A 24,276-nucleotide genomic window follows, 5' to 3' on the forward strand; every position below is an offset into this window, starting at 1 on the left:
ATGTGAGGCTATTGCTTAGAGTTCTTTTGCATCACGATAATATTGGCCAGCACCGCCAGTACGATAATCACCCCTCTGACCACCTGTTGGAAAAAGGAGTTAATCCCCAGCAAGACCAGGCCGTTGCCAATCAGGGTGATCACCAGCACGCCGAGCAGGGTGCCGAGCATCGAACCGCGTCCGCCGGACAAGGCGGTACCGCCCACCACCACGGCGGCAATCACGTCAAACTCCAGGCCGCTGGCCGCCCCGGCATTACCGGAGCCAAGACGCGCCGCCAGCAGAATACCGGTGACGGCGGCCAGCAAGCCGGCCAGGGTAAATAGCAGCACGCGAATGCGTTTGACGTTAATGCCGCACAGCTGGGCGGCACCGGCGTTGCCGCCAATGGCATACACCGAGCGACCAAAGGCAGTTTTCTTGCTGATAAACTGAAACACCACAAACAGGATCAGCATAATCACCGCCGAAACCGGCAGGCCCAACACCTGCCCGCCCAGCCAGTCCAGCACCGCGTTTTCGTCAATCGGTACCGGCAAGGCGTTGGTCATAAACAGCCCCATGCCGCGCAAGGCGCTCCAAAGCCCCAGCGTGGCGACAAAGCTCGGCACGTTAAACCAACCGCGCAGCGCTCCGGCGACCGAGCCCAACGCCGCCCCCAGACACAGAGCCAGTATCAGCGCGAACGCCAGCGGGATTTGGTATTGCATTAAATAAGCCAGGATCACCGAAATAAACGCCACCATCGGGCCGACGCTGACGTCGATCTCACCGGAAATAATAATCAGCGTCATTGCCCAGGCGGCAATACCGATAGTGGCGGCGTCGCGTAAAATATTCATTTGGTTATTCAGAGAAATAAACCCGGTGGCGTAAATGGAAAACACCAGGTACAGCACGATAATAATTGTCAACAGGCCAAGTTCATTAGCGTGCTTCGATAATTTACGGGCTTTTGCTATTTTTACATCCGGTACCAAGGTGGACATTGTCATTACCTCCGATGCCTTCACATGCGGGCAGAATTATTGGATCATCAGCACTTCGGACATCAGCTGTTCAACATCCACGGGCGAGATAAACTCCTTCACTATCGTTCCCTGCTGTAACAATAAGATCCGATCGCAGACCTGAGGCAATTCCTCCACTTCGCTCGACACGAAAATAACGCTTTTCCCTTCGGCCACCAGTTCGCGCGCAATACGATAGATTTGATTTTTCGCTTCTACATCGACGCCGCGCGTCGGCTCATCCAGCAACAAGATGCGGCTCCTGGCGTAAACCCAACGGCCAATCACCACCTTCTGCTGGTTACCGCCGGAGAGCGTCATGATCGGCGTGCCGGTTTCAGCGGTTTTCACCCGCATGCGGCTGACGATGGCCGAGGTTGCCTGTTTGATCTTCGACCAGTTCAGTACGCCAAAGCGGCTTACCGAGCGGCTGTCGGTCATCACGGTATTCTCATCCACCCCCAGCAGCGGCATGATGCCCTCGGCCTTGCGGTTCTCCGGTGTGTAGGCCATACCCCGTTTGAGCATGTCGGCATAATTCGGGCAGATCAGCGCCTCCCCGTCCAGCACCAGTTCGCCATCGGTAAACGGCGTCAGGCCAACAATGGCCTTCAGCAATTCGCTGCGGCCCGCCCCCAGCAACCCGGCAATGCCCAGCACCTCACCGCGCCGCAGCTCAAAACTGACCTGCCGCAATTTGGGCGGCAGCGATAACTGCCTCACCTCAAATACCGTTTCGCCCCCCGCCGGAACAGTCACGGTTTGCGTATGGTGATCCTGATGGCCCAGCATCAGATCGACAATCTGCTGGGTGGTCGTGTTGTCCAGCGTCACGTCACCCGCCACGCGGCCGTCGCGCATAATGGTGCAGGACGACGCCAACCGGCGGATTTCATTCATCCGGTGGCTGACATACACCACCGCAATCCCCGCCGCAGAAAGGCGCATCACCGCCGCAGCCACCAGATCCGCCTCGGCGTTGGCCAGCGAACTGGTCGGCTCGTCGAGGATCACCACTTTGGGATCTCCCTGGCAGGCCCGGGCTATCTCCACCAGTTGCTGCTGCGCCGGGCTGAGATCGCGTACCCATTGCTGAGGATCGATATCCACCCCAAGCAGTGCCAGCGCAGCACGTGCCTGCGCCATCATGCATTGCACGTCAATCACTCCGGCACGCTGTGGCCAGGCGCCCAGGCACAGGTTTTCCGCCACGCTCATATCCTGCACCAGGCTGAGTTCCTGATAGACCGCCCGCACGCCAAGCTCACCGGCACGACGCGTCAACAACGCCTCTGGCCCATCCAACAACCGGTCGCCGATAAAGACTTGCCCGGCGTCCGGTCGCTCACTGCCGGTCAGCATGCGGATCAGGGTAGACTTGCCCGCACCGTTTTTCCCCAGCAGGGCACGTACCTCACCTCGCCGCAGGGTGAAATTCACATCTTGCAGCGCCACTACCCCCGGGTAACGCTTATGCCCGGATTGAATGCGGGCCACCACCGGTTGCTGCGCCAATTCGTTTAAGGCCCTGTCGCTCAGGGTAGCCGCCGACATTAAGGTAAGCCGTCTTTGTGAGTCGCCAGCCAATCAGTAGCACTCTGCGATGAGGCATAGAGATCTATCGGTACCTGCACCACCTTTTGACCGACCGGCTGGCGGTTAATCGCATTCATTGCCTGCGTGAAGACCAAAGCCCCCATTTTCTTGCCCGAGATATCCACCACCGCTTGCAGTACCTGGCGGTTAACCAGCTCCTGCGCGATTTCAGTGGTCATATCCGAGCCGAAAACCACCGTTTTCCCGACCTTGTTCTGATTGCGCACGGCTTTAACCGCACCGAGCGTGGCACCGCCGGACTCGCCGAAAATGGCATCGACATTCCCGGAGGAGATCAACAGTTTTTCGCCGACCGAGATCGCCTTATCCAGCACCGTACCCTCCTGATTGGCGACGATTTTCATGCCCGGCACTTTCGCTTTTAGCGCATCTTCAAAACCTTTACGCCGCTGCACGCAAACCTCGAAGGCTTCGCAGTTAATTACCGCAATCGCGGGTTCGGTGATTTTCTTTTCTATAAAGTAATCGGCGGCGGTATTACCCAGTTTTTTGCCAAACTCATAGGGATCACCGACCAGATAGGCATATACATAGTTATCTACGCCTTTCTCGTTAATGCAGGTGTTGTAACAAATCACCGGAATATTCGCTTCGTTGGCACGCTTGATGGCCCGCACGCTGCCATTGACCGAAACGGCGGAAAGCACCACGGCATTTACGTCGCGTGCGATCATGGTATCGATAAACGAACTCTCTTTAGAAACATCCCCCTGCGCATTGGTTTCTATGATTTCGATTTTCCCTCCGCCCTTGGCGGCACCATCCTGCACACCCCAGCGGACCCCGGCGTAATACCCCTGGGTATCGAGATAAATCGCGCCGATGGTGGTTTTATCGTTTTTAGCCTGTGCGCCTGCACTGAAAATAATCAGGCCCCCGGTAATGGCTAACAGCATGTGTTTTATATTTTTTAGCAACATCGTTATTCTCCAGTTAATGTTCATTAACCTCTTGCTGCCTATTTTTATTATCCCGTCGGAGGGATTTACCGCAGTTTGCCATCCAACGGGGCACAGACTCATTACACTAAATGATCAAGCTGATTACTTACCGCCACAGGATCACGCATTAAACTAAACGGCGTTAAGTAAACTCTTTCGCCTTGGCGACGCTAGCGCCTGCTGAGCTGAGCCGCTCTTCCAACGCCTCCAGGGTAATGCCTTTGGTTTCCGGGACCCGGGCGTAGATAAACACCGCACCGGCCAGACAAATGCCGCCATACAGCAGGAAACTGCCCGCCGCACCCAGCGCCGCATTCAGCAGTGGGAAGCTGTAGGTCAGCACAAAACAGGCCACCCACAGGGCAAAGGTGCCCGCGGCCATTGCCGCGCCGCGAATGCGGTTGGGGAAGATTTCAGACAGCAGTACCCAGGTGACCGGCGCAAGAGTGACGGCATAGATAGCGATGGCGACCAACACCAGCAGCAAGACCGGCAAACCCAGCAGCCCATAGGCGTAAGCCGCCGCCATCAGCAGGTAGATCGCCGTTAATCCACAGGCACCGATCAGCATCAAGCGGCGACGACCAATACGATCCACCAGTGGCAAGGCCAGCAAGGTGAAGATCAGGTTGATCAATCCGGTGGCGACGATCGATTTCAGGGTGTCGTTAATATCAAACCCTGCAGAAGCGAAGATCTCCTGCGCATAGTTGAAGATCACGTTGATACCACACCACTGCTGGAAGACTGCCAGCACAATGCCAATCACCAGCACCGGTCGTACGTCGCTGCGCAACAGCGCACGGAACGGCACCTTGCCACTGTCCTTGCCCAGAGTCTGACGGATCTCCATCAGCGTTTGCTGTGCGTATTGCTCGTTGCCAATACGCCGCAATACCCGCTGCGCCTTTTCATGACGCCCGGCTTTTGCCAGCCAGCGCGGGGATTCCGGCACCACCAGCATCAACAGCAGGAAAGCCAGTGCCGGAACCAGTTCGGCGCCGAACATATAACGCCAGCCAATTTGTCCATTCCAGCTGGCTAACAGATCCGCCTGGCTGGCATTGGCCACCACCGGATCGGCGATCAACAGGTTGATCAACTGCGCCGCCAGCACCCCAATCACAATGGTCAATTGGTTCACCGCCACGAAGCGGCCACGCTGGGCTGCCGGGCTGACTTCGGCGATATACATCGGCGACAGCGCCGAGGCCAGGCCAATACCAACGCCACCGACAATGCGATACACAATAAAGGCATCAAAACTGGTGGCCATGGCGGTGCCCCAGGCGGAGATCACGAAGGTTAGCGCGGCAATCGCCAACGGCAACTTGCGGCCAAAACGGTCCGACAACAGGCCCGAGATCAGGGCGCCAAAAATACAGCCTACCAGCGCCGAGCTCATCGCCCAGCCGGACTGCGCAGGGTCGGTAATGCCGAAGTAAGCCTCGTAAAACGGCTTGGCCCCGCCGATCACTACCCAGTCATAGCCGAATAACAGGCCACCGCAAGCGGCGACCAGGCAGATAGTCCAGACATAGGGCATGTTCAGTTTATTCGTCACATTCGTCCCCTTGCGGCATCAGTTGGCTAAAACCTCGGCCAGTACGCTGAATAAACGCGCTTTGTCATGCGCAGGATTTACCACCAGCAACTCGCCCAATGTCTGCTGCGCCGCCGTTAACTGCCCTAACCCCAGCAGCGCCAAAGCAGTCACCAGCAGGCAGTGCTGTTGATGCGCCTGGTTCAGGTCGTTGTCCAACGCCATCAAATCCGGCAGCGAAACGGCAAAGAAATCGGCACCCGGCGCCAGCTCTGACTGTTGCCGTACCCATTGCTGCATTTGCATGAACTGTTGTTCGGCCTGTGCCGACTGCCCCAGTTGTTTGAGTGCCATACCGCGATAGAACAGATAGTCCACCGGTTGGTCGTTGTAGTAGCGGCTTTGCGTCAGGTCACCCTGCCCGGCACAGGCCTGCTGCCAGTAGCCGGTGGCAGCGTCAAGATCACCTTGCCGGGCGGCACTGATGCCGAGCCAATAGTAGAGATCGTTGTCACTTTGCCCGGCCAGCCGGCCTTCCCCCAGATTGTGCGGGTAGTGCAACGCCGACTGCAGCAACTCATGCGCCTGCTGCGGATCCCCCTGCTGTAGCGCCTGAAACGCCAAGCGCTGCAGGTTGATCAGGTACTGGCCGGTGACCTTGCCTTCACCGCCTTCCCACGGGTGGAACTGCCGCTGTTGCAGAGTCTGTTGCGCCTCACTCAAGCGGCCACACTGGTTGTACAGGCTCAGCAGTTCGGCTGTGAGGTCATCACGCCTGGCCACCACCGCCAAATGTTGTTCCAGCAAGGCCAGCCGTTGTTCAGGAGCCGCTCGCAGATGCTTATTCAGTTGATCCAGCTCGAACAATAACCGGGCATCGTCGGGCTGTAGCCTGAACGCTCGTTGCAGATATTCCAGCGCAACGTCATGCTGCTGGAGCTTGTTGAAGCTGTAGATCCCCAAGTTGCGCCAGGCATCGGCAAACCCCGGCTGTCGCTCGACGCAGCGCTGCCACAGTGCCACCGCCTGCGAGTAGTTGCGTTTGCTGTAATGAAAACACCCCAGCAGGTACTGCGCAAAATCGCACTCCGGCAATTGGCTCAGCATCTGTACTTCGTTCAGGGTATTGGGGAAGCGTACCTGTCGGCTAAAGCTTTCACGCGCCTGCGCCAGCAACTGCTGGTATTCGCTATCGCCCGCCTCGCCCTTGCGCAAGCTGGCCAACAGATAAAGCGGCAGGCTTTCCTGGCTGTCCAGCAGCGTCAGCAGTTCAATCGCCTGCGGTTTGGCCCCCCATTCACAGAGTTGGTTGGCCATGGTCAGCGCATTAATGCCACGGCAACCGGTCACCGCACGCAAGCGTTGTAAATCGGCAGCCTCACGGGTTTGCGCATAACGCAGGTAATACAGGCTGTAATGCAACGGGCGGGCAGTCAGTTGCTGCGCAATATAGACCAGGCTCTGTTCCCCCTGTCCCAGGCGTTGCAACAACCATGCCTTGAGAGCGATCAACGGATAATGGCTGGCATTAACGCTCAGGCTGCTTTCGCAAAATTCCAGCGCCTGCGAATAATTCCCGCGCCGCGCCGCGACCCGAGCCAGGCCGTAGAAGCCGCCCGGTTTACCATTTCCGCTCCAGATGGCGCGGTAGAAATCTTCATAGGCCGCGCTGTCGTCACCCAATTGTTCATGCGCGCAGCCGCGGATCAGACTGGCCAAGCCACACTGTGGGTTACGGTTAAGGTGGTGAGCACGTGCCAGCGCATCGTCAGCATAGGCAATGGCGCGTGCAAAATTGGCGCGGTTATATTCCAGCGTCGCCAGGGCCAAATTGCAGCGGTAATCGAGCGGATCCAGCGCCAAGCCTCTCTGGTAGTAATCGAATGCCGAACGGCTGGCGTGATGGTATTGCTCCAGATGCTGGCCGATAAACCAGGCCTCATCGGCACTGTCAATTTGCCCGGCCAGCGGCGGTGCTTTGGCCGGCTGCGGCAGTTCTGCCGCCGGATCGGCCTGATGCTGACGATAGCTGAGTACGCAGCGCCCCTGCGAGTCCAACAATTCAATCGTCAGACGACCAGAGAAATCACCGGTCATGGTCTCCATCAAGGCCGCTCCGGGGCTGAGATCGATACGACGATCGAGCAATAACTGTTGGTCGCTATCGCTGCGGACCACCAGCCGATGCTGCGCCAGCGGCGCGACCGCATACAGCCCCCACACCAGCTGTCGTCCGTCGCTTTCCAACTTTAGCGCCGCCCGGGTGTTGGCGTTCTGCACCATGCCCAGGGTGTTGTAAGGCAGGAAATTCTGCACGAAGCATTTTTCTTCATAGGCATCGAGCCAGGTGAAATCCGGCTGATTATCGGTGTAGACCCCGGTCATCAGCTCGATGTACGGGCCATTGTTGTCGGTCAGATTGCGATCCCAGGCCTGACCAAATTCGCCGTGGCCCCAGCTCCATTGTTTCTTGCCGGGTGATACATGATGATCGGCGATATGCAGCAAACCGCCCTGCTCATCGTGGCTATAGGCCCCAACGAAGTCATAGTCCGACTTATACGCCATATAAGACGTCGGCACCGGGATATTCTTGTAGCGTGAAATATCCACACCGGCCGAGTAATCCACCTTGTAGTAGGTGCCGGTAGCGATGGGGAACGAGGAGACATCGCGCTTGCCGTGGTCAAAAACGGCAGTCACATCCGGTGGGAACACGCTCTGGTGATCGTCCCCGCCCTTCACTGCCGGGTTGGCCCACCAGAGGAAATGGCGCGGTGTCGGGTTGGCGTTAAAGATCCTGGCGCTGATTTCAATCAGCGCGCGGTCGGGATACAGAGTGAAACCGGCCATCACCTGCAGGCCGCGCATCGGCTCCACTTCCCCCAGCCAGACGGTCTGCGCTCCGTTAGCATGCTGTTGAATCTGGCAGTCCACCGGCATGTAAGTGGTCGGCCGGTGGTGCTGTGGCCAGTTAAACTCGATGCCCCCGGAGATCCACGGCCCCAGCAGCCCCACCAACGCCGGCTTGACCACCTCGTTGTGGTAGACAAAATCACGCTGCTGCACTTTGTCGTAGGCCCGATGAATACGCCCGCCCAGTTCCGGCAATAGCATCACGCGCAGGTAGTCGTTTTCCAGATAGACAGCCTGATAACGGCGCAAGGTTTTCTCACCGCTTAGGGTATCAATCACGCCATAAGGGTAAACCGCGCCGGAAGATCCCTGATAGACACGGTTTTCCAGAAACATCGGGTGCGAGTCCTGCTCACCGGTGCCGTAGGTGGGTAATTCAACCTGTTCTTGCCAAACCTTGACTGTCCCGTGCATGCTTTCCTCTCTAAAAATACTGAACATTGCGTTTCAGGCAGTCTAGATGACGGAATTGATGACTTTATGCGCTACCATCACGCAATACACTAAACGGGGTTTAATAAATGGCATTGCAAGGTTTGAATAACCAACGGGTGCGTAATTTTAATAAACGGGTGTTATGTGCACTGCTGTACCGGGAAAAGGTCGCCAGTAAGTCGACGCTGGCACGGCTTTCGCAGCTGTCTATTCCTGCGGTCGGCAAAATTCTCGACGAACTGCAGGAAGAGCAGCGGGTAGAACACGACCCGCACAACCTGCACAGCCGCGGTTTGGGTGGCGGCAGTTACCGCATCGCCGCCGCCGGGCAACGCATCCTGTGCCTGAATGTCTCCCCTTATCTGATTGAAAGCATCGTGGTGGATGGCCTGATGACGCCTTGCAGCGCCTTCACCCCGCAGCCGATCGTCGCCACTACGCCGCAGGCGATGCTGCAGGAAATGGTGCAAATCTATCATCTGCACAGCCGCCAGCAGGGCATGCCACTGAAGATTGCGCTGTCGATCCACGGCCAGGTCAATCCGCTGACCGGGGTGTCCCAACGTATGCCGCAGGCCCCGTGGGAAGGCCCGGTAGAGATAAAATACCTGCTGGAAGAGCGTCTGAAGACCGAGGTTTTGATCGATAACGACTGCGTGATGCTGGGGCTGGCGGAAAAGTGGCAAAATAACGCCAATCTGCAGGACTTTTGCGTGATTAACGTCGATTACGGCATAGGTTCATCATTTGTGATTAACCAGCAGATTTACCGGGGCAGCCTGTTTGGCAGCGGTCAAATCGGCCATACCATTGTCGATCCCGATGGCGGCCTTTGCTCCTGTGGCCGTTACGGCTGTCTGGAAACCATCGCTTCGCTGTCGGCGCTGAAGAAAAAGGCCCGCATTCAGCTCAAGGTCGCTCCCTGGGCACAACAGGAAGGCGAAAGGATTAAAACCCCCACCACCGCCGACCTGATTGCCCGTTATCATCAGGGCGATGCTGCGTTGCAGGTGCTGGTGCAACGCGCCGCCCAGGCGATTGGCCTGAGCCTGTATAACTTCCTTAATATCCTCAATATCAACCGTATCTATCTGTACGGGCGCAGCTGTGGATTTGGTCAGGCCTGGCTGGACACCATCATCAGTCAGACCGGTTTTAACCCTTTCGACCGGCACGACCAGATCCAGGCCCAGGCCACGCATATCGGCTTTGGCCAACTGACGCGCGCGCAGCAGGTGACGGGGATAGGCTATCTGTATGTCGAACAGGCACTGACGGAGATGCTATGATGCCCGACTTTATCCCAGTAAAAACAATACGGAGCACCATGAACCCCACTCTACGACTCTGGTCACGCGCAGGCATTGTCTGCCTGATGCTGATCCTGGCCGGTTGTTCCAGCAAAAAACCGCGTACCAGCTATGATGCTCACGCTTTTGATGACGCAATTGAAGATGCTGCGGATAAATACGATGTCGATCAAAAGCTGATCGCCGCGATGATTAAAGTGGAATCCGGCTTTAACCCGGCTGCAATCAGCCGGTCAAATGCCATAGGGTTAATGCAGCTGAAAGCCGATACCGCAGGTTGCGACGCCTATCGCTACAAAGGCAAACGCGGCTGCCCGGACGAAGACGATCTGCTGGATCCGGATACCAATATCGATCTCGGTGCCGCCTATATTGCCGTATTGCAAAAACAGCAGCTTAAGGGGATCGACGATCCCGTCACGCTTCGTTACGCCACTATCATCGCGTACGTAAACGGCACGGGTGCGCTGCTGCGGACCTTCTCCAGCAACCGCCAGCAAGCCATTTCAATGATTAACAATCTGTCGCCGGAAGCCTTTAACTGGCATGTCCGCAAGTATCATCCCGCCCCGCAGGCACCGCGCCATTTGATGAAAGTAGAAGCGGCCTACGAGCAACTTTGATTTTCAACGCAAAAAGGAGAACCCTGGGGTTCTCCTTTTCGTTTAAGAGCACTGCCCGACCGTTAGGGTTTACCGCTGCGGATAGGCTTGCGCGGCGGCTTATTGGACGGCGTACGCTGACGGGTGATGTCGGTGTGTTTGGTCAACGCCGGGCGGGTATGGCGCTGCAAACGCTTGGCTTCACGCTGCTCGTCAATGCTTGGCGCAGGAACCAGACACTCGCGGCGACTGCCGATCAGGTGCTTCATGCCCATCTCTTCCAGCGCGGTGCGGATCATCGCCCAGTTGGCCGGATCGTGATAACGCAGCAGCGCCTTGTGCAGACGACGCTGACGATCGCCCTTCGGTATCACCACATCTTCACTCTTGTAGCCAACCCGGCTCAACGGGTTTTTGCCGCTGTAATACATGGTGGTGGAGTTAGCCATCGGTGAAGGATAGAAGTTCTGCACCTGGTCGAGGCGGAAACGGTTTTTCTTCAGCCACAGCGCCAGGTTCACCATATCTTCATCGCGGGTGCCCGGATGCGAGGAGATGAAATACGGGATCAGATACTGCTCTTTGCCCGCCAGTTTGGAGTAATGGTCGAACAGTTGTTTAAACCGATCGTAGCTGCCCATACCCGGCTTCATCATTTTCGACAGCGGGCCTTCCTCGGTGTGTTCCGGGGCAATTTTCAGGTAGCCGCCAACGTGATGGGTAGCCAACTCTTTGATATAGCGAGGATCCTCTACCGCCAGATCGTAACGCACGCCAGAGGCGATCAGGATCTTCTTGATGCCCTCCAGCGAGCGCGCACGGCGATACAGCTTGATGGTCGGCTCGTGGTTGGTGTCCATGTAGGTACAGATTTCCGGATACACGCACGAGGCGCGGCGGCAGGTCTGCTCTGCGCGCGGGTTGGTGCAGCGCAGCATGTACATGTTGGCCGTCGGGCCACCCAAATCGGAGATCACGCCGGTAAAGCCCGGCACCTTGTCACGGATCTCTTCGATTTCACGAATAATGGAGTCTTCCGAACGGCTCTGGATGATGCGTCCTTCATGCTCGGTGATCGAACAGAATGAACAACCGCCGTAGCAGCCACGCATGATGTTGACCGAGAAGCGGATCATGTCATAGGCCGGAATGGTTTCCTTGCCGTAGGACGGGTGCGGAATACGCTGGTACGGCAGGGCAAACACGCTGTCCATTTCCGGCGTAGTCAGCGGAATGGCCGGCGGGTTGATCCACACGTAGCGATCGCCATGTGACTGCATCAGCGCGCGGGCACAGCCCGGGTTGGTTTCATGGTGCAAAATACGCGAGGTGTGCGCATACAAGACCTTGTCGGCCTTCACCTTCTCAAAGGACGGCAGCAGCACGTAGGTTTTTTCCCACGGTTTGGGCTTGGCAGCGCGTACGGTCACCGGCTTGGCTTCCGGTTCCGGCTTGCCGCCGTCGGCGCAGGGCAGATCGTCGCCGTAAGGGTTTGGAATGGGTTCAATGCGGCCCGGCTTATCCAGACGGGTTGAATCTACGCCAGTCCAGCCTGGTAACGCGCCCTTGCGCATCACTGCCGTATTGCGGATATCGTGGATCTCACTGATTTTTTCGCCGGCGGCCAGACGGTGCGCCACTTCCACCAACGGCCGTTCGCCGTTGCCGTAGATCAGCATGTCGGCTTTGGAGTCCACCAGCACCGAGCGGCGCACGGTATCCGACCAGTAATCGTAGTGAGCAATGCGGCGCAGGCTGGCTTCAATGCCGCCCAGTACGATCGGCACATCTTTATAGGCTTCTTTACAGCGTTGGCTGTAAACCAGCGTCGCGCGATCCGGGCGTTTGCCCCCCACGTTGCCGGCGGTATAGGCATCATCGTGGCGCAGCTTGCGGTCGGCGGTATAGCGGTTGATCATCGAATCCATATTGCCGGCGGTGATGCCGAAAAACAGGTTCGGTTTGCCCAAACGCATGAAATCTTCTTTATTACTCCAGTCCGGCTGCGCGATGATACCGACGCGGAAGCCCTGCGCTTCCAACATACGGCCGATGATCGCCATGCCAAAACTTGGGTGATCGACATAGGCGTCACCACTGATAATGATCACATCGCAGCTGTCCCAGCCCAGTTGATCCATCTCTTCGCGCGACATCGGTAAAAACGGCGCGGTGCCATAACATTCGGCCCAATAAGGCTTATAGGAAAACAATTCACGGTCGGGTTGGATCAGACTGGTAGTGCTCATTCTGGTGCTCTTTCACAGGTTAATTAATCGCCGGGCGGCGATTATACGCACTAGTTGCAAAAAGAGCATGGTTATTTCACACATCGGTCACATCACGGCGCGGGCTACGCCGGTGAAAGGCAAGCCGGAACGAGCCCTCAGGTTTGTCAGAGTGGCCTTTAAGGCCACTGATGGCCGCAATGGACCTCACACTGTGCTTCATTCTCGTAACGCCCTGCTCAATTTTAATAAAAAACGCTGAACAATACTGACAATTAAATAATGAACCGCACTTAACAAAAGGTATTTTTATCAAACAAAAAATCAACATAAGAAATATTAATAATTAAAAAATAAATTAAACAAAAAATAAAATAACCGTATCTCATTGTTTTTTAAACACATGTCAAACACAGATCGAAGCATGGCAAAAATAACAATGTCACAGCAATAATCAAGTAGAAGACGGGAGTCTATTTATGCAAACATAACAACATAAGATTTATCTTAAGTCGAATCGGTCATTAAGAAACATTTTATAATTACTCGATCATTTAATCTCACACCACATAAGTACAACGGAGGTAAGTGTGAAACCGAACATCAGAAAATATCTGGATGAGTCAGAAATAAACAGCATGATCGAGAATATTAAAAAAGGCATGAATGCCTGGCGTGACAGATGCATGATCAGCATGTGCTTTATTCACGGCTTACGCGCCAGTGAGCTGGGAGGGTTGACATTGGATAATATCGAACTGAATGCGAAGAGGATCTACATCCCTCGTTTGAAGAATGGTCTTTCCGTACAACACCCTTTACATGAAAATGAGATAGTCATGCTGAATCATTGGTTGGAAATAAGGAAAAGCTGGCACTATGCCGATCAGCCCTGGCTGTTTCTTTCACGAAAAGGCGGGCCAATATCCCGCCAGCAAATTTACCGTCTGATCCGTGATTACGGTAAAAATGCCAACATCCAAATCCCGACACATCCCCATATGTTACGCCATGCCTGCGGCTACTTTCTGGCAAATCTGGGGATGGACACCCGTTTGATTCAGGACTATCTTGGGCATCGAAACATTCACCACACCGTACTCTATACCGCCAGTAATGCCATGCGATTTCAGGCTATTGAATTCTGATTAATTGCCCCAAGAAATAATAACAACGCTTCACAAATAGAAATAAAGCATATTTCAAAATTGAACTATTAATAACTCAAGTGACTAGAAACACATTACTACCCTACGCATCCTGAGTTCGCATCCATAGATTAGATGAATCAACCGCAGGACTTATTCATCCGATACAGGATTATTCACCATTAACCCGTCGCTTTTAAAATTTTCAGGGCCTCCGACACCATGACTAAAGATAACAATGGGCTTGTTTACCGTCACCAGACAGAATTAACCGTTAGCTCTACGCATTGGGAATACGGTCAGGTGGATAACGTTGCGGTCAGCGGGGCTCATCAAGCTCAACTTTCCCGTCCCAGCCACACGCTGATTGTCTATGACAGTTTTCACGCTGCTGACGGCGGTAGCACCATCCATGGCGACATTTGGTTTGACCACAAACGGGTTCCCTGCAGACGCACAATCGGCCAGGTCGCGGATATCGTCCCCTGCGGCTGCGGTTTTGAGGCGGTGACTTATATCGACGGCACGCTCAAATACACCGCTATTTCCGTTTCCCCCGAGCTCATCGCGTCGCTTCCGGGTGGTGCCACTGGGCTGAATATTGAGCCTAACGCCAATATCCGCAGCCCGTTAATCAGACAACTGTGCGCCAGCCTGAAAACCAGTACGGATGAATTACATGCAACGTCCTTGATGTTGACGATGCTGACTGAAACCTCACATCACCTGCAAGTGTTGTCCTCGCAGGCGCTCGCTCACCAGGCGCTCACCAAAACGCAGATGGAGCAACTGACTTGCTACATCGAAGATAACCTGGGTGAGACCATCACTCTTCAGGCTCTGGCTCAACTCACCGAGCTGAGCCTGTTCCATTTTTCCCGGGTTTTTAAACAGGTTTTTGGCCTGCCACCCTATCAGTATGTTCTGCATCGAAGGCTGGAGCGAGCCTATCAACTGGTCATCACCAGCCGGTTATCTCTGACCGAGATCTCCGCCCAATGCGGTTTCAGCGCCCCGGCGCAATTCAGTACCCACTTCCGTCGCCAGTTCGGCCGGTCTCCTTCGTCCCTGCGTCCCTAGCGACGGCAAAAGGTTAAGGGTTTTGATGGCTATTTTCGGGGGTAAAATAGAAACGCAACACCGGCCCGCGAGGCCCCTCTTTGCTGCTGAATTCGGCATCCGCGTCTTGACTGCCGCTCAGACAAAAACTCACCTCACGCTGCCCGGCCTGTAGGGCTTGCGTGACGGCGGCAGTGACGTCAAAGGTTTTCTGCACCGAATCGGTCCACATCTGCGCGTGATCCAATTGGGCCGATGGGCAGTTCTTGATGGCATGTTGCCCCTGATTTTCATCCCAATTCACTCCCGGCAGTGCATATAACCGTACCTGCCCGGTTTCGCCGCTAACCTGACGGCCATAGAGACGCAGGTCGGCTTTGGTGATATTCAGGTTGTCGAGACGCTCCGGCAGGTCAAATTTGATTAAGCCGATATTTTGCTCTCCCCCGACCTTGATCACCGCCTCATCACCATGAAGACGCCCATCGGTCACCGAAACCCAGGCATCATCGCTGCTACGCTCGAAATCGCCCGGAATATCCTTATCGCAGGCAATCTTGCGATTAAGGCACTCTTCCACGCTGTAACGCGTGGCGCGCGAGCTCCAGGCGGCAAAGAAATCCGCGTGCGCAGCATATAGATCGCCCCATTTAGGGAGTAAACTGCCGTCAGCCTGCAAAACGGGGTTCATGGACAATTTGGCCCCTTTAAGATTGCTATTTTCACCCAAAGCATAATGGATACGCATATTCAGCTGCGGGAGCTTCACCGGATATGCCGCAGGGCATAGACCGGTTAATTTATCGCTGTAAGCCGCATTGCGTTTGTGCGGGTTAGTGGTCAGGCTGGTGCCATTCCAGCAGTCCGGGAAGTTAAGCGAAATATTGAATTCTGCGCCTTCGTCAAACCCGGCTATCTGCGGGCAGCTCTCCGGTGGATCGTTGGAATGCACCCCGCCCTCAAGCGATGTGCGGCAGTAAAACCAAATATAAGGATCATAATCGTCTGGCGACCTATGGTGGTTACCTACCAACAGTTGCAACCCCGGCGGGATAGGCGCAACGGCCTGCTCCGGTATATTGTTACGGTAATAAACCTTGATATAGCTGGGTGTAACAACGCTGTCATCCGCTAGTTTTAGCTGCGGCGCCCAATAAGAGGAGCTGTCATAGGGCGAGGTACAGGTGGTGGTCGGGGATTTTTGCAATGACTCGGTCGTGCTCATCGCATCCGCCTCGGTATTGCCAAAAAAATCATGGATCATCGAGAACCCTGGCAAGCCCGGCATGACAATCGCGTCATCGGCCAACGTATGAGAGTAGTCGCACACCACGTTAAAGATGCCAACATCACCACCGTCAATCACCTGGGTAGGGGTGTATTCGGGCGTCAGAGGCGAAGCCAGGGACAAACAAGGGATAAATAAAGTCAAAGGAATAAGGTAAGTGAGGTTATTGCTAAACATGTTTTTTCCTTTTGAAATGAACAAACAATATTTTCTGTTGTACATAACCCGGATAAATAATGGATAGAGGGCAGTCAGACCATTCTTGAGAGAATATTTTTCTTATCAAATAACTGATGTTTTATCACCGCAGCGACATGCATTAACAACATCAGCCCCAGAGCAATGCAACTGTACCGATGAACGTTGAAAAAGAAGAGGTTCACTTCAAGGTTATTGAGCGGCTGAGGGACAGGCAACAGGCCAAAAAATAGGTAGCCATCTTTCAACATTAAGAAGCCACTGATCAAAACAACAAAGATGATCAGGTAGAAAATTTCATGAAGTAAAATAACCAATCCTTTTTTATTTCCCTGAATATGCTCACCGTAGGGCACCGAGGGTCTGAAAAAACGCCAGGTAAAACGCACAATCATCAGCAGCGTCATCACCGTTGCCAATGACATATTAAGCTCAGAGAAGAAGGTGAAAATCTTGGGGTCCAAAATAAAGTGCAGGCCATACCCCACCAGCGAGGCGTAGATAATCCCGACGGCCAGCACCCAGTGTAATATGCGAGAAAAACGATCGTAGCGGGAGCGAGGTGCCTTATTCTGCATGGTCATTAATATCCTTATTACTGATAAAAAAAAGTCGGCCCGGGGCAGGCCGACAAAAAAGTAGTGTTGCTATTAGTTTTTTAATATCCAGGCTTGTTGCCAGTGTTCACCGATACCCGGTTCAAATTGCGCCTTACCGCTAGCCCATTGTGTGCAATAGCCGCTGTAAGGAAAAGGTTTGCACTGATAGGTTTTGCCATTTTTAGGTTGTAACACCACCGTCCCTGCCGTGTAGCTATCGAGACCTTCGGGGAAGATATATTGATAGTTGCCGGAAGAAGCATCTTCTAATTGCAGGTTAATCACATCCTGTTTAACCAACTGACCTTCTTTATTGGTCGCGAAGTATTTCAGCATATGGTGCCCGGCAGTAACGTCGTTCAGCGGCAGAGTCATCGATAGGCGGTCATCGGTTACGCTTTGCTTCAGGTAGCCTTTCTCACTGCCATGGTGATCGAACACCCGGGCTTCAAAGGTGACTTCCCCCTTGACGTTAACGTTGAAACTCACGTTGGCGTGACCATCCTGGATTTTATCCACCTGAACGCCGGAGATTTCCACTTCTTCTTCAATGCCTGGGGCCTGCTCTTCATAAGAGATGACTACCTTGCTCAAACGGCTGTCATCCTTGACGAAAGCACTGTTATTGCCGTAAACCGGATTCACACTTCCTTGTGTGTCCTTTACGCCAATACGTACATCATCATGTTTCGCATTAATCAATACCGCCAGATCGTGTGACCAACGGTTTTTATCCATCTGCTTCTGATTATCAATGGTCATTTCGCTGCGCAGAGACGTTACCTCTCCCTGATCGTCAAAGAATCGAGCTATAACCTTATCGCCTTTTTTCAAATCCTTACCAGACACCTGCCCTGAAAGCTGCTTACTCCACGGTGACGTGATGCCTTCACCTCCGCCAAAATCGACGTCAATGACCTGATAGAAACTGTTTACGGTATCGGCAATTTCCCAGACGCCGTAAATCACCTGATAACCACTGCGCTGCGGCACGTTACATTCATGAACTGCCCGCTGGGCCGGCATCTGTCCATGGCCCTCAGCTTGGCAGAAAGGCGTCGCTTCGAATGCCGCGCGAGTCAGCGGCTGATTGGCGTCCCAATTCTGTTTGGTGATGTAATACCGCCAGTTATTGGTTTTGTGCATGGCAGTATGGAACCAGGTAAACGTATTCATTCCCGCCTTGATGGGATTTTTTGCCCACATATTCATACTTTGCTTATCAAGCGGGGAATAATGAGGAATGCTGGCGCTGGCCAGTTCGCCATCGCGCGGTAAAGGCCCGGTCGGGAAGCCGGAGTCTTTCTCAACGCTTTGCGGCTCGTATTGCACGGCGCCGCAATCGGTATTTTCCTGCAAATTACATTTATAGGCCCGGCTTTGCGGCGATTCAACATAACCATGCGCCAGAGCACCACTGGAGAGAGTTAATGCAGCTACTGCCAGCGCGATTTTTTTCAATTCCATTTTATCACCAGAGTTATCATTCAAATTTAACTGGTTAAACGGTGTATATCCCATACACCGATAACCGCTCATTTACTCTGCCGATATCATAGTTATTCTTCTGCCACGGGCACCTTAAAAAGGCTGAATATAAGGGAGTATAAGTGACATAATGCCGCTGACGGCCCATAATACCCCTGACGTAAAATACCCTCCACCTCCGTGTCTTTCGACACGGGAGACGCAGACATTATGAAATTTCATGGAGCCTATCAGTGGTAAAAAAACAGATTTTATTATCTTTTATTTTGTGCAACACATTATTAACGGGTTGTTCGACAACCACTGACAATAACCCCACCACCAAGCTGGATGTAGAACATCAACAACAGTTGGCGGCATTAATTGCCGGAAGTCAGTATCTAAAAGAAAATTGCCAACGCAATGACATTCCTGCTATTTCGGCATTAACAAAAACGGCGATATTAGAAGCGAAAAATAAAAAATGGCCGGTCAGTGAAACACTGTCTGACGTATTACCGCTGAATGCCCGCGAAATTATTAACAAGCTGAACCAGGACCCCACGCCGGTTGCCCAGAAGTGTGCCTATTTTAACTCATCGTTAGCCGCTTTTATTGAAGCCTCTCGCCGACAATAACGCTATTTCAGCTGTAAGATCAGGCAAATCGCCCCTGCAACACACAGCCCCGGACCGAAAGGTTGGGGCTGGCTCCAGCTATTTGCTCGCTTTTTCGCGAACAACAGGATAACAAACAGCGTTGCCGTCGAGGCTATCAGCAGGATCTCCGGCAACTTCTGCCAACCAAGCCAGGCACCGAGCGCCGCCAGCAGCTTGAAATCGCCATACCCCAGCCCTTCCTTCCCGGTCATCAGCCGCAGACTCCAATAGAGCAACCACAATACCAGGTAACCGGCGATAGCGCCGAGCACCGCATCACCCAAAAAATCACGCTGCTCCAGCCAGTGCCAAAACAGGCCGCACCACAACAACGTCAAAGTCAGGATATCCGGCAATATTTGATGGCGAAAATCGATGATGGCCAGCGAGAGCAGCAAGGCGCTAGAAACCATCATCATCACCCAGTCCGCTCCCGGGGGCAGATAGCAGGCCAACAGGGTGGCGATAACCGCCATCGCCAGCTCAACCGCCGGGTAAGCCCAGCCGATAGCCTGCCGGCAATAGCGACAGCGCCCGGCCAAAAGCAACCAACCGAGCAGCGGAATATTATCGTAACAGGCGACGGTATGTTTGCAGTTGGGGCAATGTGAACGCGGCAGAAACAGGTTCAGGACTGCGCGGTTTTTATCGGGGAAAATGCTCTTTCCGGCGGGCGTTGGTACGGCGCTGGGGTGTCGGGTCAAATAATCCATCACGAAGGTTGTTTCTTCCTGCTGCATCATCAGCGGCAAGCGATAGATCACCACATTAAGCAAGCTGCCGACGCACAACCCCACCAGCCCCGAGAACGCCAGCCAAAGAGAGGTATCCGTGTAAAACGCCATGGTCATTCCTATTGGTCAATGAACTGAGATGACTTGAAGAGTCAATGCCTGCACCCTGACCTCATCCCCATGCAGGCTGAGATCAATCGAATTGACCCCCATGCCATATGCCTGTTGCAGGTTCTCCAGCCACAACAGCAGTGGCTTGACGGGTTGCGGGGGCAATGCAACATCCAGGTTATTTTTGTCTGAGCGGACGGTCCCCAATCGCACCCCGAGTTTTTCAGCGCTGGTCTTAAGCAGGGTCTGGAGCGATGTGCCTTCAGGCGGCGGCGGGGGTAAAGGGTGCCGCAGCATGGCAATACGCTGCGCATTGCGTTGCATTTGAGCCAGTTCAGCGCTCGCCTGTTGGGCCAGGCCTTTTTGCTGAAGATAAAACGCCAAAAGGCTGACCGCGACGAGCATGCCGCAAAAGATAAGCGCCGTGCTCTTTTTGCCCACACGCTGCCGCATTGTTGGAGACATCATTGAGTTTCCTTCAGGGTAAGCGTCCCCTGCTGTTTGGCCGGGTTAACCTGCAGCTCCAGGGTGTTACCTTCATCATTTATTTGCGTGAAGGGCTGCAATTCAGGCGCCTGTAATCTGATGGCCAGCATTGACCTGTCGGCGTCGAAAGTCAGACCAATGACCCGGTGTTTCGGGATCCCCTGCAGGGCCCGTTGCGCCTGCGCGGCAAGTTCGAAGAATTGGCGCGGAGATTTTGCTTCTTGTAACGCTCGGATATAACGCGCGCTCTCACTCACAGGTTCCGCCGGTATCGGCTGGCCAACAAAAAGCCGCTGATATAAAGCGTCACGTTGCTGGTTGGCCTGCTTAGCCTGATGATGATAATGCGCCCCGCCGATCGCCAGAGCGCATAGCGTTAACACCGCCCCGGCGATGCTGGGCCAGTGGCGCCAGAACGGGTTTCGTTGCCAGCGTGGCGGCGCCTTATATTTACCCTGCAGGAGTGAAACTGCCGTTTCGGCCTCTCCCCGAACCCGGTCCCACAACACATCGCAAGGAGACAGGGGAACGGCGTCGACGACGTCGGACGGAGCCAAAAGCCACTGTGACGGCAGCGAATAGCCTGACCACGGCGACGTCCTGCGCAACAACCTTCCCCGCCAACGGTAGAAATGACGGTCGTTGACCGGTCCGCAAAGCGTGTCTGGCAACAGGCTGTCGGGAACAATGCCCCAGCGTTCCAATTGCGACAGCCAGCGCTGCATATCCACATGACGATAACCGGCAAGCGCATAGTGGTCGTCCTGCCGACCCAGGATCACCCAATACAACTGCTCAACCTCCTCCAGCAGGCTATCCTCACACTGATAAGCCAGGGCCAGAGGCGTTGCCGCGCGGCTGGGGCCAGAGAATGTCACCCTCTGCAATGTCACCGACTGGCCCGGCACGCAGACCACGACTCTGCATTGCGATGCCTTTATCGGCAGCGTCGCCGGCAAGGTATCTGCCCCCGCATGCCGCCATTGCGATTCACTCGGATCCCCCTGACACCATAGGATTGGCGCTCCGGCCTCCCCTAATGCCAGCACCAACAAGGGTTTTGAACACGTCATTGAACCTTCTCTCCCTGCCCGGTTTGACGACCTTTCACCGTCACCCTTCCTTTTTCATAATGCAATTTGCTGCGCAGGTAATAACCGGCGTCTGCATCTTGAGTCAGCAGCAGGACGTTAAAATAACGGCTCTCCGTCACCAACATTTTCTCCCCCGCCGACGAGGACAGGCGCAACCCGGCCAGTGCTTTTTGCCAATCCTGATCGTCCAGCGCGCGCCAACCGGCCTCGGGACGGGCATTGAGCCATTTCTTCAATTGAGTGTCGCTGGCCTGGTTCAGAAACAAGGCGCGCAGCAGAGGTAAGTGAGCCTCATCCAGCGTGTTGATGTTGATTGCCGGCTTACGTTCCGGCAATGCACATAGCCAGGGCAGTAAACGCAGATACTGCTGGCGGCCAATGAAGGGAAATGTGCGCAATTCGGAAACGTCAGTAAAAAGCGAATTCTCCGGCATCAGCCGCTGTTCTATCGCACTGCCGATGCCTTTGATTTCATCATCGGTGAACGCCAGATTCGATAACAGAGCGCCGAACACCTGACGGGCAATATCTCTGTCGATTTTAACCTCGGACTGTGGGGCCGGCGGCGGGTCTTGCGGGGGCGATTTTTGCTTATCCGGCAAGTAGTGGTAGCGTAACGTATTGATGTTAAAACAGGCTTGGGCATCCTTGATAACATAAGAAATCCCCCTGTCTTCCATGTGTATCATCCCAGGCGTTGCCCATCGCTGCCCCAGATTAACGGACGTCTGTTCATGCAAACTCTCTACCAATAACTGCCGAACAAATTGCTCCCCCGCCAACAGATCCCATTTGGCCTGAAAGGTCGTTTGCGCGTGCAATGTTCGGGTGAAAGTAAGCTGCCAAAACTGATGAATGCCCATCGACAAAGTGGCCATCAGCGCCAGCAATAACAGGACGATCAGCAGCGCCATTCCCCGTGATTTTTTCATGCCGCCTCTCCATCGGCCGTCAAGAAAATACGCTGTAGTTCCCCCCGGTCGAACAAGGTCACGGACACCTCTATCGCCTGAGGTAAACCGGCACCGTTAAACGCCCCTTCTTGCCAACGTCCGGTAAGCCGGTGACGCAGTTGGAAACGTTCTACGCCCTGTAACAAAGTGACGACTCTGGCTTTGTCTTCCGGGGCATCGGGGGTCGGATAGCTCAGGCGCTGCAACTGCCCGTCATGCAGACGATAACTGACGCGCTCCAGGGAGGAACGAGGCAATAAGCCCCCAGGGTTGAGCCAGTTGCTACGCAGTAGCGCCAGCGTCGGCGAGGCTTCCCCCACTTGGGCAGTCCTCAGATTGGTCCTGAGCGGATGATCAGGCAGGAACATCAGGGTTTGGCGGACATCCCGCTCCATCAGAGCCAGTGCCTGTTGTATCTGGGTCAGCGCGTTGGCCTGAGTTTTCACTATGGCATTGTTCTTAACGATGCTGCTCAGCAACTGTGACGCCATCAGCGACATCAAGGAAAAAATCGCGATCGCCAGCATCATTTCGATTAAGGTGAACCCCTTTTGCTCAGGGTTTGGCATCACTTATCCTCCAGGTTCGCAGGCGCAAGATCGGGGACCTGAACTCAGGTTCGCTATCCACTTCAATATCAATAGCCTGCAGATGGCTGTCGGTGGTCTGCCGACTGCGACAACGCCAGAACCATTGTCGATTAGCCATCATGCTATTCCCCTGCTGCCATAACGGAGACAAGGTCATATCCCCCAGATAGAGCTGCGTCAGTTGGTTATCCGCCACCCAGCCGGCCACCATTTTTTCCTCCAGCGTGCCAAGATTGCGCACCTGTAGCCCGGTAGTGCGGATCACCGCCATGCAACCGACGGATAAAATCACCATCGCCAACAGAACTTCCAGCAAAGTCATGCCGTTATGGTGCTTGCGCATCATCACAACTTTCATCTCCCGAGCTAAAGCTCATATAACCGCTCGTCTCCAGGACCCGTTCGCATGCCCCTTGTCGTAGCCTCAGGGTAAAAACCGACATTTCACCACCGGGATAGAACCAAAGCTGCGGTGTCACGTCGGGGGCCAGAGAAGACGGCAAGGCGATCTCCTGCAGCTCCAGGCGTAATGAAAGGCTGAGGGTTTCAGGCAAAATGACGGTATGAACGCCATCGGCTTGCCAACCTTCGGTTGCTCCTGGCCGGTCCCTCAGACGGTAGATCATCCGTTGCCATCCTTGCTCGGAAACGGCAATGCCCACGGGTAAACCCGTTTGCTCTGCGCGCTGCTGAGCGGCATCCAGCGCCAGAATCAACGTGCTCATGGTCGTGGAAAAAAGCGCCCGCTCTGAACGCCCATGGGGAACTAACATCGCACCGGTGAGGCCAATCAGCACCAGAACCAACATAATTTCCAGTAGGGTAAACCCACGCTGATGCGGCCTGCCGCTAGGAGCCATTGGTGATATCGTCTTCACTATCCCATTGGCCATCTGGTCCGGCTGATGAAATGTCTATCCGGTTGTGTTTCCCCGGATTAAGCAAACGGTAATCGCTCCCCCAGGGATCCTGCGGCAGGCGGCGCAGGTAGCCATCTTCCGGATAATTACGGGGCAGCGGTGGCGTCACCGGTTTGGCAATCAACGCCTCCAGCCCCTGTTCGTTGTTGGGGTAGCGGCCATTGTCGAGACGGTACATATCCAGCCCATTCTCCAGCGCAACAATGTCGCTGACGGCTTTTTGCCGATCCGCCTTGTCCTTATTGCCCATCAGATTGGGGATGATAAAGCTGGCCAGCAGGCCCAGGATCACAATCACCACCATGATTTCCATCAGTGTAAATCCCGACTGCCGGGTGTTCCTTGCCATTGTTGGGGTTCGCATACGG

22 protein-coding genes are annotated in these 24,276 nt (G+C 54.5%); 5 read left to right on the plus strand and 17 right to left on the minus strand.

All coding sequences use genetic code 11. The features are described from left to right. Positions 1–8: 8 nt before the first annotated feature. From ACNT1W_RS22860 to ACNT1W_RS22880, 5 genes are all read right to left on the minus strand, one after another. The gene (locus ACNT1W_RS22860) at positions 9–995 is read right to left on the minus strand and encodes an ABC transporter permease (RefSeq protein ID WP_419246174.1); all 987 of its coding nucleotides are present in this window, start codon (positions 993–995) and stop codon (positions 9–11) included. A 30-nt stretch (positions 996–1,025) separates the two neighbouring features. Continuing rightward, positions 1,026–2,564, minus strand: a complete 1,539-nt coding sequence (locus ACNT1W_RS22865) for a sugar ABC transporter ATP-binding protein (RefSeq protein WP_419246175.1) — start codon at positions 2,562–2,564, stop codon at positions 1,026–1,028. Beyond that, on the minus strand, positions 2,564–3,553 hold the full coding sequence (locus ACNT1W_RS22870) for a substrate-binding domain-containing protein (RefSeq protein WP_242507566.1): 990 nt from the start codon (positions 3,551–3,553) through the stop codon (positions 2,564–2,566). The genes ACNT1W_RS22865 and ACNT1W_RS22870 overlap by 1 nt, the downstream gene beginning before the upstream one ends. 157 nt (positions 3,554–3,710) lie before the next feature. Then, on the minus strand, positions 3,711–5,132 hold the full coding sequence (locus ACNT1W_RS22875; protein ID WP_261099318.1) for a sugar porter family MFS transporter: 1,422 nt from the start codon (positions 5,130–5,132) through the stop codon (positions 3,711–3,713). Positions 5,133–5,150: 18 nt separating this feature from the next. After that, the gene (locus ACNT1W_RS22880) at positions 5,151–8,441 is read right to left on the minus strand and encodes a DUF5107 domain-containing protein (protein WP_419246176.1); all 3,291 of its coding nucleotides are present in this window, start codon (positions 8,439–8,441) and stop codon (positions 5,151–5,153) included. A gap of 107 nt (positions 8,442–8,548) precedes the next feature. On the opposite strand from ACNT1W_RS22880, the gene ACNT1W_RS22885 reads away from it, so the two are divergent. Both ACNT1W_RS22885 and ACNT1W_RS22890 read left to right on the plus strand, forming a co-directional pair. Then, positions 8,549–9,751 carry an ROK family protein gene (locus ACNT1W_RS22885; RefSeq protein ID WP_261133345.1) on the plus strand — a complete coding sequence of 401 codons (1,203 nt, stop codon included), beginning with the start codon at positions 8,549–8,551 and terminating at the stop codon, positions 9,749–9,751. A gap of 38 nt (positions 9,752–9,789) precedes the next feature. After that, a complete protein-coding gene (locus tag ACNT1W_RS22890; protein WP_041418756.1) occupies positions 9,790–10,395 on the plus strand; it encodes a transglycosylase SLT domain-containing protein in 606 nt (201 codons plus the stop codon). A gap of 62 nt (positions 10,396–10,457) precedes the next feature. On the opposite strand, the gene ACNT1W_RS22895 is transcribed toward ACNT1W_RS22890, so the two are convergent. Beyond that, complete coding sequence (locus ACNT1W_RS22895) at positions 10,458–12,623, minus strand: YgiQ family radical SAM protein (protein WP_112364157.1); 2,166 nt, start codon at positions 12,621–12,623, stop codon at positions 10,458–10,460. Positions 12,624–13,192: 569 nt separating this feature from the next. Between ACNT1W_RS22895 and ACNT1W_RS22900 the strand changes: the two genes are divergently transcribed. Beyond that, positions 13,193–13,750, plus strand: coding sequence for a tyrosine-type DNA invertase (locus ACNT1W_RS22900; protein WP_112364156.1), 558 nt, complete (start codon positions 13,193–13,195; stop codon positions 13,748–13,750). Between the two features lie 222 nt (positions 13,751–13,972). After that, positions 13,973–14,830, plus strand: coding sequence for a helix-turn-helix domain-containing protein (locus ACNT1W_RS22905; RefSeq protein ID WP_012146935.1), 858 nt, complete (start codon positions 13,973–13,975; stop codon positions 14,828–14,830). 13 nt (positions 14,831–14,843) lie between these two features. Here the strand turns inward: ACNT1W_RS22905 and ACNT1W_RS22910 are convergent, their stop codons facing one another. The 3 genes from ACNT1W_RS22910 to gbpA all read right to left on the minus strand — a co-directional run bounded on the left by ACNT1W_RS22910 (position 14,844) and on the right by gbpA (position 18,361). Beyond that, entirely contained in the window at positions 14,844–16,274 is a 1,431-nt protein-coding gene (locus ACNT1W_RS22910; protein WP_259190404.1) for a DUF1996 domain-containing protein, read from the minus strand. Between the two features lie 74 nt (positions 16,275–16,348). Then, positions 16,349–16,879, minus strand: coding sequence for a cytochrome b (locus tag ACNT1W_RS22915; protein WP_419246177.1), 531 nt, complete (start codon positions 16,877–16,879; stop codon positions 16,349–16,351). Positions 16,880–16,945: 66 nt separating this feature from the next. Further along, positions 16,946–18,361, minus strand: a complete 1,416-nt coding sequence (gene gbpA / locus ACNT1W_RS22920) for an N-acetylglucosamine-binding protein GbpA (protein WP_419246178.1) — start codon at positions 18,359–18,361, stop codon at positions 16,946–16,948. A gap of 254 nt (positions 18,362–18,615) precedes the next feature. Here gbpA and gspS point away from each other — a divergent pair, with 254 nt between their 5' ends. After that, on the plus strand, positions 18,616–18,999 hold the full coding sequence (gene gspS, locus ACNT1W_RS22925) for a type II secretion system pilot lipoprotein GspS (protein WP_012146939.1): 384 nt from the start codon (positions 18,616–18,618) through the stop codon (positions 18,997–18,999). Between the two features lie 2 nt (positions 19,000–19,001). On the opposite strand, the gene ACNT1W_RS22930 is transcribed toward gspS, so the two are convergent. The 8 genes from ACNT1W_RS22930 to gspG are packed head-to-tail and all read right to left on the minus strand — an operon-like array spanning position 19,002 to position 24,272. Further along, positions 19,002–19,865, minus strand: a complete 864-nt coding sequence (locus ACNT1W_RS22930; RefSeq protein WP_012146940.1) for a prepilin peptidase — start codon at positions 19,863–19,865, stop codon at positions 19,002–19,004. 15 nt (positions 19,866–19,880) lie between these two features. Then, a complete protein-coding gene (gene gspM, locus ACNT1W_RS22935) occupies positions 19,881–20,333 on the minus strand; it encodes a type II secretion system protein GspM (RefSeq protein ID WP_419246179.1) in 453 nt (150 codons plus the stop codon). Further along, positions 20,330–21,424, minus strand: coding sequence for a type II secretion system protein GspL (gene gspL / locus ACNT1W_RS22940; protein ID WP_419246180.1), 1,095 nt, complete (start codon positions 21,422–21,424; stop codon positions 20,330–20,332). The genes gspM and gspL overlap by 4 nt, the downstream gene beginning before the upstream one ends. Next, positions 21,421–22,377: a type II secretion system minor pseudopilin GspK gene (gene gspK / locus ACNT1W_RS22945; protein ID WP_419246181.1), complete on the minus strand. Its 957-nt coding sequence runs from the start codon at positions 22,375–22,377 to the stop codon at positions 21,421–21,423. Before gspK ends, gspL begins: the two co-directional genes overlap by 4 nt. After that, positions 22,374–22,967 carry a type II secretion system minor pseudopilin GspJ gene (gspJ, locus tag ACNT1W_RS22950; protein ID WP_419246885.1) on the minus strand — a complete coding sequence of 198 codons (594 nt, stop codon included), beginning with the start codon at positions 22,965–22,967 and terminating at the stop codon, positions 22,374–22,376. The genes gspK and gspJ overlap by 4 nt, the downstream gene beginning before the upstream one ends. After that, complete coding sequence (gene gspI, locus ACNT1W_RS22955; RefSeq protein WP_261409393.1) at positions 22,954–23,334, minus strand: type II secretion system minor pseudopilin GspI; 381 nt, start codon at positions 23,332–23,334, stop codon at positions 22,954–22,956. Before gspI ends, gspJ begins: the two co-directional genes overlap by 14 nt. Next, entirely contained in the window at positions 23,315–23,881 is a 567-nt protein-coding gene (gspH, locus tag ACNT1W_RS22960) for a type II secretion system minor pseudopilin GspH (RefSeq protein ID WP_419246182.1), read from the minus strand. The genes gspI and gspH overlap by 20 nt, the downstream gene beginning before the upstream one ends. Continuing rightward, entirely contained in the window at positions 23,838–24,272 is a 435-nt protein-coding gene (gspG, locus tag ACNT1W_RS22965; protein ID WP_223272808.1) for a type II secretion system major pseudopilin GspG, read from the minus strand. The genes gspH and gspG overlap by 44 nt, the downstream gene beginning before the upstream one ends. Positions 24,273–24,276: the final 4 nt, after the last annotated feature.

This window comes from Serratia sp. NFX21 (assembly GCF_048517035.1).
GTDB lineage: Bacteria > Pseudomonadota > Gammaproteobacteria > Enterobacterales > Enterobacteriaceae > Serratia > Serratia quinivorans.